Genomic DNA, 12,421 nt, shown 5'->3' on the forward strand with positions numbered 1-12,421 from the left:
ACGAGTGCTGTGTAACCTGACAGGAACGGATTCCGAACAAGTCGCCAGACGCGGCCTGTACCAAAAGGGAGCGGTAAATGTATCCAAACAGTTACTTGAGCGAATCAACTCCGCGCACACGGCGTCCTCTTATCGCTGTTTGCCCCTCGACCTTCATGACTCCCTGCATACGAAGTTCCGGCACGACTTGCTGGTCAAGTTCGCTTGTCGCGGGCACCGTTAAAAACCCATTTAAAAATCAAATAATCCGCTGAACGCCTGATACATGTTTACAGACTGACTGTAATACGGTCCGTTCGTGTGTGCGAAAGACTCATAAAAATTAATGACTGTATAAAACCTTGACCGGGAACTTGCGTGATGAATCTAAAGGATATTCTGGTAGCCACCGCGTTGGCCTCCATCAGCAGTGCTTCGCTGGCCGATGTGGCAACTGATAAAACAGCAGAGACCGAGGTTTGCTACGGCGTAGCCAAGGCAGGTCATAACGATTGCTCCGACAGCAGTTGCCTGCACGACTGCTCGGAAATGAGCAAGGTCGACAACGATCCACTTGAGTGGGTCGCTGTACCCAAAGGCACCTGCACGCAGATGGGCGGCGTCGTCAAAGCCCAGCCAGATGCCTGCCCGTTCGACGAGCCCGCTGTCGCTGCGACCGTTGACGTTGGCGCCGGGGAACGGCTCTTCAACGCCGGCGATCATGCCCGCGGCATCGTAGCCTGCTCTTCCTGCCACGGCACGGCTGGCGCCTCTGAAAACGCCGAGTACCCAAAACTGGCAGGTCAGTTTGCCAAGTATGTGGAGACACAACTGCGAGCCTTCCGTGATGCCTCGCGTCCATCTCCTGTGATGGTGACCGTGGCCAAGTCCCTCAGCGACCAGGACATCGCCAACGTGGCGCAATATCTGGTCCAGTCTTCGGGCACGGCGCAGCCTCAACCGGGGGTTGTCGCGTCCTCCACAGCACTCATTCATCAAGAAGTGAAATCGGGCAGCGTGCCTAACTGAATTCACCGTGCTCCTATATACATTTCATTAACCGCTTCAGGCGCCGATAGAGCAGCGTAGAACAATACGCGCTCAACAATAGCGCTTGGCCTGGTTATGCTCGGGACAAAAAACTGCAATTAAAAAATTTGCAGCACGTACACTTTCGCCTTTGAAAAGTACTGAATAAATAAATAAACCAGCACCTTGATTTAAGATAAATATTAAGTATTGTCAGTCTATGGACGCAGCCATCTGAAAGGGACGACACCAAATGTCAAGTAACATTGTGGATTATGACTTTGCTGACATTCCATTAAAGTCATTGATTGCCCATTCTTCTCAGGGCCAACGTCTGAAACCATTACTGTCGCTGCGATATGCCTTTCGAAGTGATGAATTCTGGCGCGACCTGGATCATTGGAAAGACATTGATGCCCAGTTGTTTCTGAATCATCTGTGGCAAGAAAAAAATGCCATTACCAGCGTTGGTGCACTGGGTGCATTGATCAAGAACAGAATCAGTGCCGCGTTCCTGAGAGACCTTGAAGAAGGTCATCAGATGGCTCCGATGTCTATCCGGCTGACGCCCTATATCCTCTCGCTGATTGACTGGGACAACCCTTACCTGGACCCGTTGCGGCGCCAGTTCCTGCCCCTGGCCTCGGAGATATCCATCGATCATCCCATGGTGAAGCTTGACCCCATGGGCGAGCAGGATGATTCACCGGCCCCGGGGCTGACCCACCGCTACCCGGACCGCGTGTTGTTCCTGGCGACCAATGTCTGTCCGGTCTACTGCCGGTATTGCACCCGCAGCTATGCGGTGGGGCTGGACACCGATGCGGTGACCAAGAAGAAGATCAACGCCCCCGGCGAGCGCTGGGAGCCTGCCCTGCGCTACATAGAAGCCAATTGCAGTGTCGAGGACGTAGTGATCTCGGGCGGCGATGCCTATCGACTCAAGGCCCGGCAGATCACCGAGATCGGTGAACGACTGCTGGACGTTCCCCATGTACGACGCATGCGTTTCGCCACCAAGGGGTTGGCGGTACTGCCGATGAAGATCCAGAGCGATCACGACTGGACCGATGCCATTTCGCGCTTGTCGGACCGGGCGAGGAAGATGCACAAGTCCATTGCGATACACACTCATTTCAACCATCCGAACGAAATAACGGCGATCACCGCCAAGGCCTTGGAAATGCTCTATGAGCGTGGCGTCGAGGTCAGGAACCAGGCCGTCATCCTCAAAGGCGTCAATGACAACCCGCAGACCATGCACCGTTTGAACGAATGCCTTGCCTACCTGAACGTGCGTCCCTACTACTGTTTTCAAGGGGACATGATTCGTGGTGTCGAGGCACTCAGAACCAGCCTTTGCGATTCGATCGCCCTGGAAAAATCCACCCGTGGCCTGATTGCCGGGCATAACACGCCGCATTTCATCGTGGATCTGCCCGGCGGTGGCGGCAAGCGCGATATCCATAGCTACGACTACTACGACCAATACCTGGGTATCGCCGCCTATCGCGCGCCGGCCGTAAAGGAGGACAAGGTTTTTCTTTACTGCGACCCGCTCCATACCCTGACCGCAGACGCCCAAGCCCTCTGGATGAATCCGGCGACGCGGACACAGTTGCTCGAAGATGTACTGAAATCCGTCAAATAAGTGTTCAACCACCGTGAATGGAAGCATAGAAATGAGCGAAACCAACAAGATTGACTGGGTCCACCATACGTCCTACGTCCACGCCATTGAGCAATCCAAATCGACTGGCAAGCCGATACTGATTTATTTCCATAGCCAGTCCTGTAATGGCTGTAATCGCTTGGTGGACAGCGTTTTCAACGACCCCCAGCTTATCGGTGCGGTCAATGAGTCAACGATTCCGGTGTGGGTTGAAGTAGAGAACTCCCAACCCGATCCACGCATCTCCGAGTTGGTCGGGAGCCACATCTTCATCATGTCGCCGGTTCTCCAACTCATATCCAGCGACGGTGACATCTACCATAAATTCCTCGGCGCTCCGCTCCATACCCGACTCGACCTGGGGTACTGCCGTGTGCATCACGACGTCGAGGGTGATATCGATGCCAGCGAAACCGTTTCCCAACTCTCGGTAGGCCTGGCCAAGCAGGCCATGGCCAGCTTCAACTATTCCATCGCCGAATCGAAATTGCGAAAGGCGCTGAACGCCAGCAGTACGGCCAGCGTGGCGGTGCGGGAAGCGGCGTATTGGCTGCCTATTGTGCAGGCCCGTGGACAATACCCTGAAGACAGCTTGTCCGAAGATGGCATCGCGCAGACAGCCATTGCCCGCGAAGTGCGCCGCTTCTGCAATACGCTGATCCAGGTGCCGGACCATGAACTGATGGCCGACTGGCCGGGCGTCCAGGGCGAAGGCGGCTGGGCCCATTACACTGACTGCCTGCGTGAGTTGTGCCTGGGCATCTACCAGATGCTGCTGGATGTCGCGACCGAAACGGCGCACAAGCGCGCGGCACAAGGCCGCGGATTGACCCGTGCGCAAATGATCATCCGGGACTGGCAGATTTCCTTCCGAGACCTGCAAGCCAGCCTCATCGGTCTCAAGGGGTCCGAATACGATCAGCAGCACCTGCATCAGAATTACACCCTCGGCAAGCAGCGGACAATTCGCAACAACATCGTCCACTGCGTCATGGCCGAGTTCTGGGCGCACTCCCCTGCTATCCGTTCTACCCTGGAAGCCAGCCGGACGGGCATCCGCCACTCCCAGGACGTCAGCCCGGCGTTGCTCAACTGGAAGATACATGGCCCGGCCCCCTACAACTTCGGCAGCATCCAGTCGTTGCTGACCCTCTGGGAAAAACGCCACCAACAGCTGGTGGAGGAGTTCTCCGGGATCACCGACGCCGAACTCGACGCCTCGCTGAACTGGTGGGAAGACTCGCCTGTCTCTGTGAAATTCCGTCTTTGCCGACTGGGTTGGCACTTCCACGATCATGCCGCGGTCGTCGAAACCATTTGCCAGCGAATCGGCCATGAACGATCGGAAACCGAACTGCTCGCCAAGCTCCTGTTCAACGCACTGGGTCGCGCCGAGGGTGAAATGGTGGGCCTGTCGCGAGACGAGCAGCAAGCGCTTTTCGCCAGCGCCGCCAGCCAACTGAAAACCCGCAGCGATGAGCTTGCCCGCGTCTACGAGGGCTACCTCTACAAGCGGGAAAACGCCTCCTACGCCACGTCGAATACTCAGCCAGTAGCCGCGGCCGTGTAATGAAAAAATGCGGCGCGCAATGCGCGCCGCTTCAAGGATGGAATGCGTGATGAATATTCTGCAGCAGATGTTTGGCGACCAAACCGAGGTGTTCCTCGACACGTGCTGGCCCAAGCGCTCATACGTCGCCGACGGTGCAATGAGCCGCTTTACGCAATTGTCGGCCCTGGAAGAATTCCAGGACATTCGAAAGCTGTTCAATGCGCTGCCTGGGCCCGTCGACCTGCTCTTTGCAGGTGGCAAGCGTATTACCGTGGCCAGGTCCGCCGATGCCCTCGCTCCGTACAACGATGGCGCCGCGATGGTCTATATGAAGGATCTGGAAGCGCTCCCGGCGATATCCCTGGCCTGCGATGAACTGGCGAAGATACTCGACATCCCAAGGCACTATGTCAGCTGCGAGGCGTTCGCGGCCAACCATGGCGTGGAAGTGGCGACGCACTTCGATCATGAAACCAACTTCATGATCCAGATCAAGGGCGAGAAGACCTGGAGGTTCGCCGAAAACACTTCGCTACCAGATCCCATCTATCCATTTTTCCCGAATAACCCGAACCGCTTCTACCAGGAAGGTACGCATCCCTACACCGGCGCCAAATTGCCGCTGACGATGCCCGAAGGCCACGAGGAGCGGCTGGTCAAGCCCGGCACCACGACGTTCATGCCCCGAGGTTATTGGCATGCCACGGTGGCCCACGAAGAGTCCTTTTCCATCGGTTTCGTGATCAACCCGCCGACTGTTGCCGACATCATTACCTATGCACTGCTGGACCGTTTGCATGGGGACGAACGACTCAGGGCTCACCCGCTCGATACGCTGTCGGAGTCTGCACTCCAGCGCATCCTGGGCGATATACAGAGCGGCCTGGACGAAGTCGCGAAGTTGTCCAGGACATTGCCGGCAGAAGCGCTGCTCCAACGCTACAAGCAATCGAGGAAAGGGAACATTCGCACACTTACCTCCCTATGACCGCTTTCTTGATTGGAATCCGTACCATGCGCACTGCACAAGCTCTGTTTGTGGGGATCACGGCGTTGATGCTTGTCAACGTGATCGATGGGCTCAAGGAGGTGTATTTCGGGATCCTGCTGCAACGCCTCGACAGTGTCATCGCGACATTCGTGTTATTCGCCGTCGCCTGGCCTGTGTTCTTTCTCGGCTACATGGCCCGGAAACGCTCGACGCCTGCCCTGCTTTCGAATCCGGAAAAAAAGGCCTCCATCCGACGTTGCCTGCTGATGTTGAACGTCAGCTCCGCCGCACTCTGGATCTCCTTTCTGCTGGCATTGAAATGGGTGGAGCCGGCCATCGTCAGTGCGCTGGTGGGCGGGGTCGGGATAATTTCGACGCTCGTGCTGAACAAACTGTTGCGTCCGACCGCGATCATGATCCGGGCCGACTATATAGCCGCCCTTGTCATCGCACTGGCCAGCGTCTACCTGGGGTGGGTCTCGATGGACGGACGCACCGCCGTCAGGGATGAGTTCGACAGCAACCAGGTGCTGCTGGGCTACCTGATGATGCTCGTGTGCGGTGTCGCGATGGCATTGACCAGCATTCTCTCGAAGGTCGTCGCGGATCACGGGGCGTCGAGTCACTATCTCTATGCCCATCGGTTCTATCTCTTGCTGGCGGTTACCGGCATCTACACCTCTTTGAACCTGAGCGAGATCGCCGCCGTCATCGATCATCTCGACGCCTTGGTCCTGCTGGCGTTCGTCGGCGTGATCCTGCCCTTGTTATTGCTGCAGGAAGGGATAAAGCGCTGCGAACCCGTCACCACGGAAGCCATCCTGGCGGCCGCTCCCTTGTTCACCATCATTTTTCAAACCGTTGATTCGAGACTGGCCTTTTCAGTGTTCAGTTTCGCGGGAGTGGCCCTGATCTGCCTGGCCGCAACCTACAACGGCTATTGCCACCTTAGTCGCCTTTCAGTCGAAGGAGTTAGAACATGAAATACGCGGTGATCGTCGATGCCTACTCGACCGGGGCAAGCCTTGCGGACGAACTCAAGTTGTATGGAATAACCTGCATCCATGTGCAGACATCCGCCGAAATTCTCGAATATGACGTGGACAGCTACAAGCCAGAGGATTTCCAGCAGCGGTTTGTCGCGACGCAAGATCTCAAGGCGCTGACGGACAAATTGGCTGAATTCGAACCGGCGTTCATCATTCCCGGATGCGAGTCCGGCGTTGAGCTGGCCGACCAGCTCAGCGAGTTGATGGGCACGCCTGGCAACGGCACGGCGCTGTCAGCCTGCCGCCGGGATAAATGGCACATGGCCAAGCGGCTGCATCAGATGGATATCCCGGCGGCACGGGTCGCCTTGATTCATCAGATGAGTGAGGTCGAGGCCGCGATCGAGACGATTGACGGCTGGCCGGTGGTCATTAAGCCGGTCAACAGCGCCGGGGCGGACGGTATTCATTTCTGCTACGAGATGGTGCAGGTGCGTCACGCGGTGGACAAGGAGCTGGGCCGACTCAACGAAATGGGGCTCATCAACGACACGCTGCTGGCGATGGAATACCTGGCTGGCCAGCAGTACCTGGTACAGGCTGTTTCCCGCGACGGTGAACATTTCGTCTTCGAGATCTGGCGCGACAATCGCAAGCCCGTTCCAGGCGCCGGGGTGGTCAACGATCGTGAGGTGCTGATCGACCTGCTCTCGGAAGAAGCGGCTCCCATCATCGCTTATGTTCACCAGTGCCTGGATGCATTCGGCGTCAACATCGGCCCCTCGTTCCTGGAAGTAATGGTGACGGCCAACGGACCGATGCTGATCGAGTGGGCAGCCCGGATGATGGGGACCCAGGAGCTCAGCGCGATGACTCGCGTGCGCGGCGTCAACGCCGTCAATCTCTGCGCGGCCTGCTATGCCGATCCCGAGGTGTTCTATTCGATGCTGGATAAAGTCAACCGATCGAACGCGACGTGCGAAGTCATCGGGATGATCAACAGCGTCGCCGGCCAGGTGATCCATCGCCGTTGGCTCGATGAACTGAGCGCCAGGCCAAGTTTCTTCAAGATGATCAGGGCCCCTGAAATTGGCGACAGCGTCGCGCCTACCATCGGCATCTCGACGAACTACGGCTTTATCTATCTGGTTCACGAAGACCCTGCGGTTACCTATGCCGATTACCTGTGGATCCGGGAAAAGGAGGCCGAGGCCACCGGCTTTTTCGACGTGCAACTCAGCCAGGAAGCTGTCGCGCAAGCCTGCTGACTTTGATCGGGATGGAGCGGACTCAATGAAGCTATATGTGGATCATCAATGCACGTCGCCCTTTGCCATGTGCGCGTTCGTAGCGCTCAAGGAGTGCCGGTTCGATTTTGACCTGCACTACCTCGACCTCTCCCAAGGCGATCACCAGCGGCCGCCATTTACCGGGATCTCGCTCACCCACCGCGTTCCGACGCTGGTGGACGGGACGTTTTCGCTGGCTGAATCGTCCGCCATCGCCGAATACCTGAACGACATTGCGCCGGGCGCCCGCTTGTTCCCGGTTGACGTTCAGGCCCGCGCCCAAGCCCGGCAGGTCCAGGCCTGGCTGAGGAGCGACTTCTTCAACCTGCGCGGCAACCGGCCCACGGAGACCATCTTCATCGCACCGTCGCAGGAACCGCTGGGGCCATTGGCGATGGCCGATGCCCGGCGGCTGGTCGAGACCTTGTCCCATAGCCTTCGGGACGGGAGATCGTTTCTTTTCGACGATTGGAGCATCGCCGACGTCGATGCCGCCGGCATGTTGAACAGGCTCATCTACAACGGCGACCCGGTTCCCGAGACGTTGAAGCATTATGCGCTTCGGGCGTGGGATCGCGAGAGTGTCCATCAATGGCTGGATCTCGACCGACAGGGCAATACGACTTCCTCCGGGCGCTGAGCCCGGTTGGCCCGGGGCGTCAATGCCCCCTCAACGCAAGAGTTGGCAATGGAACTATTCAATACACTTGGAAGGACTGTCGTCCCCTTTATTCCGATCGTTGAAAACCATGTAGGCCTCTATGCCTGCGGCCCCACGGTCTACCACTATGCGCACATCGGGAATATGCGCACATACATCTTCGAAGATGTCCTGGCCAAGACCCTGCGTCATCAAGGGCTGGTGGTAAAGCACGTCATGAACATCACGGATGTCGGGCACCTGCAATCCGACGCCGACGCCGGCCATGACAAATTGATGGTGGGTGCCGCTCGCGAGAACAAGACCCCCTGGCAGGTCGCTCAATTCTACGAAGAAGCGTTTTTTCGTCACTGCGGCCTGTTGAATATTACCCGGCCTGACGTGGTCTGCCGGGCGACGCAGCATATTCCCGAAATCATCACGCTGATCGAACGCTTGCTGGAAAAAGGCGTGGCCTATGAAAGTGCCGGCAATGTCTATTTCAGCGTGGAAAAATTTCCTGCCTATCATGAACTTGGACAGCTGGTGCTGGACGAGCAAAGAGCCACTGAGCGTGTCAGTCACGATCCATTGAAGCGGTCGCAAGCGGACTTCGCCTTATGGTTTTCGACCTCGAAGTTTCCTGGTCAGATCATGAAGTGGGAATCTCCCTGGGGCCTGGGATTTCCCGGCTGGCATATCGAGTGCTCAGCCATGGCAAGCAAGTACCTGGGTGAAAGGGTCGATATCCATTGCGGTGGTATCGATCATATCAACGTCCACCATTCCAACGAGATCGCGCAATCGGAATGCTGCTTCGGTCACCGTTGGGTCAACTACTGGTTCCACTGCGAGTTTCTCAACGTGGAGGCAGAGAAAATGTCCAAGTCCAGCGGGGAATTCCTCACTGTGGACTCGCTGGTCGACAGAGGCTACGACCCCTGCGCGTTCCGGTTGCTGGTCCTGGGCTCGCATTATCGCAGCGCCCTGGCTTTTTCATGGGAGGCCCTGGATGACGTCGCCACGGCATTGCAAAAAGCTCGGCGACGGATCAGCAGTGCCCTGGAGAACAACAGCCCTCCCGGCGAAGCTTTTTCAGCACTGCATGCCGCGTCCTATCGAAGGTTCTTCGCTGCGCTCGAAAAGGACCTGCACACGCCAAGCGCCATGGCTGAGTTCTGGTGGGTGATCAAGTCCAATGAACTGACTGAGTCGGAACGCATCGACCTGCTACGCAGTTTCAATGCGGTGCTGGACATCGGTTTATTCGACACTCAGGCCACCCGCCTGACATCGGAACAAAGCGACTTGATCGCGGCGCGTAACGTTGCCCGTAACGAAAGGAACTGGGCGGAATCCGATCGAATCAGGGATTTGCTGCTGGCCCAGGGCATCAGCCTCAGCGACCTGAAGGCCTGAACGGCCTCAGTCGCCACCACGAAGGAACGACAGTTTGAATATCGAGCGTATCAGGCAACAGTTTCCGATTTTCTCCCTGGCATCGGCGAGCAACAGCGTGTTTCTCGACAGCGCCGCCGGGACCCAGATGTGCAAGCGCGCCCTGGAGGCGAGCGTCGAGGCGGCGATTGAAAACAATGCCAACCTGGGCGGCCATTTCTCGACATCGGTCATTGCAGAAAAAGCCATCGGCCAGGCACGGTGCGCAGCAGCCGCACTGGTCAATGCCCACTGTGCCGAGGAAATCGTGTTCGGCCAGAACATGACGACGCTGACGTTTCATCTCTCCCGTTGCCTCGGCCGAAGCCTTGGCAAAGGCGACGAGATTGTCCTGACCCAGTCAGATCATGAAGCCAATATTTCGCCCTGGCTCGAATTGGCGAAAGACCTGGAACTGAAAATTCGCTGGCTGCCGTTCGATCCCCTTACCTACGGTTTCAGCACCGCCGACATGGAGTCGATCATTACGGAACGTACCAAGGTCGTCGCGTTGAGCTATGCGAACAACGTCACCGGCACGATCAATGATGTCGCCGCGGTTGCCGCACTGGCCAAGCGCAAAGGCGCAATGGTCTATGTCGATGCGGTTCAGTTCGCCCCCCATGGGGTGATCGATGTGCAGACCCTGGGGTGTGACTTCCTGGTGTGTTCCTCGCACAAACTCCACGGCCCCCATCACGCAATCCTCTGGGGTCGCCTGGCGTTGCTCGAAAGGCTCATGCCCTACAAACCTCGCCCCACTGCCGATAAGCCGCCCTATAAATTCGAAACCGGGAGCAAGAGCCGAGAGGCGATCGCCGGAATCCTGGGGACCATCGATCATCTGGCATGGATCGGTCGCGAGTTCGGAGCGTGCGGCGAGCAGACTGGCAAGCGACAGCAGATTGTCGCGGGGATGCACGCCATCGTCGAATACGAGCAGCGGCTGGTGCAGTCAGCCCTGGAAGGATTGAGCAGCTTCAAGGGTGTTCATATCCACGGCTACCGAACGTCACATGAACGGGAACGCCGGGTGCCGACCGTCTCCTTTACCCTGGAGTCGACACCCAGCGAAATGATTTCCCGGCACATGGCCGAACAAGGCATTCGTCTCTGGCATGGTCATCATTTCAGCCCGCAGACCGTTCGCGCCCTGGGCATTGACGAGCATGACGGCGTGGCCAGGATCAGCCTTGCGCAGTACACCTCTGAAGACGACGTTCATCGTTTCCTGTCAGTAATGGATGACCTCGTTCGAATCATGCCCTGAGCAAGCCACCGGACAGCGGATCGGCCTGCCTCAGCAATCGCAGCAAATGACCTGGTCCGCCACGCGCTCCACTGAACCGGTCAGGCGAAAGCCTTCATCGAGCCAGCCCATGACGCCGCCGATCATTTCCTTCACCGGGTAACCCAAGGTTGCCAGACGCACCGCCGCCTTGTTCGCGCCATTGCAATGGGGGCCGGCGCAATACACCACGAACAGGGTGGTCTTGGCGTAGGCGGCCAGTGCCTGGGCGGTGATCGTGCGAGTTGGCAGGTTGATCGCCCCGGGTACATGGCCGCGCTCGTAGGCCAGTGGTCCGCGTACGTCCACCAACACAAAATCAACGTTGCCGACCTGTTGGCTGGCATGAACGTCGGAACAATCCGTTTCGAATGTCAGGCGACTACTGAAATGCTGCAGGGCGATATCGGACGGGGCAGCAGGCACTTCGCGAACCAGGCTGGTCATGGGTGTGTACTCCAGGATAGATAAGGCATGAAGAGACTTTATCCCCCTGGTGCTTACCGCTACAGTGGCGCACAAGACACTCTGTGGGAATTTTCCGCCAAATGCAGCCTACTCCTGGTCTGGTCGCGATCCTCGCCTACGACGGCCTGTGCACTTTCGAATTCGGTGTTGCCGTTGAGATCTTCGGATTGGAGCGACCGGAATTCGATTTCCCCTGGTACGCGCATCGGATCGTCGCGGTCGATAAAGGGCCGATGCGCGCCATGGGCGGCTTCCAGGTATTGGCCGATGGCGGCATGGAACTGCTCGAAACCGCTCGGACCATTGTCGTGCCAGGCTGGCGCAGCCGCAGCGAGCCACCGTCCCCGGCGTTACTCGAGGCGCTGCGCAGGGCCCACGCCCGTGGTGCGCGCCTGCTGTCGATCTGCTCCGGGGCCTTCGTACTCGCCGCCGCCGGGCTGCTCGATGGCCTGGGCGCCACGACGCATTGGCGCTACACCGACGAACTGGCCGCAAGCTTTCCCGCCGTGCGGGTAGACCCGGATGTGCTGTATGTAGATTCAGGACAGGTCATCACCTCGGCGGGCAGCGCCGCCGGTATCGATGCCTGCCTGCACCTGGTGGCACGGGACTATGGTGTCCAGGTCGCCAACTCCGTGGCGCGCCGATTGGTGATGTCGCCGCAACGTACGGGCGGCCAGGCCCAGTTCATTCCCTCGCCGGTCAGCCGCACGCCACGCAGCGACCTGTCGAACGTCATGCAATGGGCTCGCGAACGCCTGCATGAACCACTCGGCGTGCGCGAACTGGCCAGCCAGGCGGCCATGAGCGAACGCACCTTCCTGCGCCATTTCACCCAGGCCTGCGGCGTGTCGCCCAAGGCCTGGCTGCAACATGAACGTCTGGCCCGGGCCCGTGAGCTGCTGGAAAGCACTGGGGACAACACCGACAACATCGCACAACTGTGTGGCTACCGCTCGGTGGAAAGCTTTCGCGTGGCGTTTCGCAGCGTCGTGGGGTTGGCGCCGTCGGTGTATCGGGAGCGGTTTGGGCGGGGGTAAGTAGCCCATTGGTGATGGAATTGTCGAACGCTGTCATGGCGAGCGAA

Annotated in this window: 11 protein-coding genes; 10 read left to right on the forward strand and 1 reads right to left on the reverse strand. The window is 58.2% G+C overall.

Annotation, left to right across the window (positions count from 1 at the left end):
- Window positions 1–360 precede the first annotated feature (360 nt).
- From bufA1 to GN234_RS07940, 9 genes are all read left to right on the forward strand, one after another.
- Entirely contained in the window at window positions 361–1,008 is a 648-nt protein-coding gene (bufA1, locus tag GN234_RS07900; protein ID WP_109751699.1) for a BufA1 family periplasmic bufferin-type metallophore, read from the forward strand.
- Window positions 1,009–1,261: 253 nt separating this feature from the next.
- Entirely contained in the window at window positions 1,262–2,659 is a 1,398-nt protein-coding gene (locus GN234_RS07905; protein ID WP_163854539.1) for a KamA family radical SAM protein, read from the forward strand.
- Between the two features lie 31 nt (window positions 2,660–2,690).
- The gene (locus GN234_RS07910; protein WP_109751697.1) at window positions 2,691–4,250 is read left to right on the forward strand and encodes a thioredoxin domain-containing protein; all 1,560 of its coding nucleotides are present in this window, start codon (window positions 2,691–2,693) and stop codon (window positions 4,248–4,250) included.
- Window positions 4,251–4,299: 49 nt separating this feature from the next.
- The gene (locus GN234_RS07915; RefSeq protein ID WP_163854543.1) at window positions 4,300–5,220 is read left to right on the forward strand and encodes a JmjC domain-containing protein; all 921 of its coding nucleotides are present in this window, start codon (window positions 4,300–4,302) and stop codon (window positions 5,218–5,220) included.
- A 26-nt stretch (window positions 5,221–5,246) separates the two neighbouring features.
- Window positions 5,247–6,206 (forward strand): EamA family transporter, encoded by a 960-nt coding sequence (locus tag GN234_RS07920; RefSeq protein ID WP_162893809.1) that lies wholly within the window; start codon window positions 5,247–5,249, stop codon window positions 6,204–6,206.
- Window positions 6,207–6,214: 8 nt separating this feature from the next.
- A complete protein-coding gene (locus GN234_RS07925) occupies window positions 6,215–7,480 on the forward strand; it encodes an ATP-grasp domain-containing protein (protein WP_176688224.1) in 1,266 nt (421 codons plus the stop codon).
- A 25-nt stretch (window positions 7,481–7,505) separates the two neighbouring features.
- A complete protein-coding gene (gene yfcF / locus GN234_RS07930; RefSeq protein WP_116831932.1) occupies window positions 7,506–8,141 on the forward strand; it encodes a glutathione transferase in 636 nt (211 codons plus the stop codon).
- 6 nt (window positions 8,142–8,147) lie between these two features.
- Window positions 8,148–9,560 carry a cysteine--tRNA ligase gene (gene cysS, locus GN234_RS07935; protein ID WP_232200243.1) on the forward strand — a complete coding sequence of 471 codons (1,413 nt, stop codon included), beginning with the start codon at window positions 8,148–8,150 and terminating at the stop codon, window positions 9,558–9,560.
- Window positions 9,561–9,594: 34 nt separating this feature from the next.
- Window positions 9,595–10,848, forward strand: a complete 1,254-nt coding sequence (locus GN234_RS07940; RefSeq protein WP_176688225.1) for a cysteine desulfurase-like protein — start codon at window positions 9,595–9,597, stop codon at window positions 10,846–10,848.
- Window positions 10,849–10,878: 30 nt separating this feature from the next.
- Here the strand turns inward: GN234_RS07940 and GN234_RS07945 are convergent, their stop codons facing one another.
- Entirely contained in the window at window positions 10,879–11,313 is a 435-nt protein-coding gene (locus tag GN234_RS07945; RefSeq protein WP_176688226.1) for a rhodanese-like domain-containing protein, read from the reverse strand.
- A 101-nt stretch (window positions 11,314–11,414) separates the two neighbouring features.
- Between GN234_RS07945 and ftrA the strand changes: the two genes are divergently transcribed.
- The gene (gene ftrA, locus GN234_RS07950) at window positions 11,415–12,374 is read left to right on the forward strand and encodes a transcriptional regulator FtrA (RefSeq protein WP_176688227.1); all 960 of its coding nucleotides are present in this window, start codon (window positions 11,415–11,417) and stop codon (window positions 12,372–12,374) included.
- Window positions 12,375–12,421 lie beyond the last annotated feature (47 nt).

Source organism: Pseudomonas bijieensis (genome assembly GCF_013347965.1).
GTDB classification, from domain to species: domain Bacteria; phylum Pseudomonadota; class Gammaproteobacteria; order Pseudomonadales; family Pseudomonadaceae; genus Aquipseudomonas; species Aquipseudomonas bijieensis.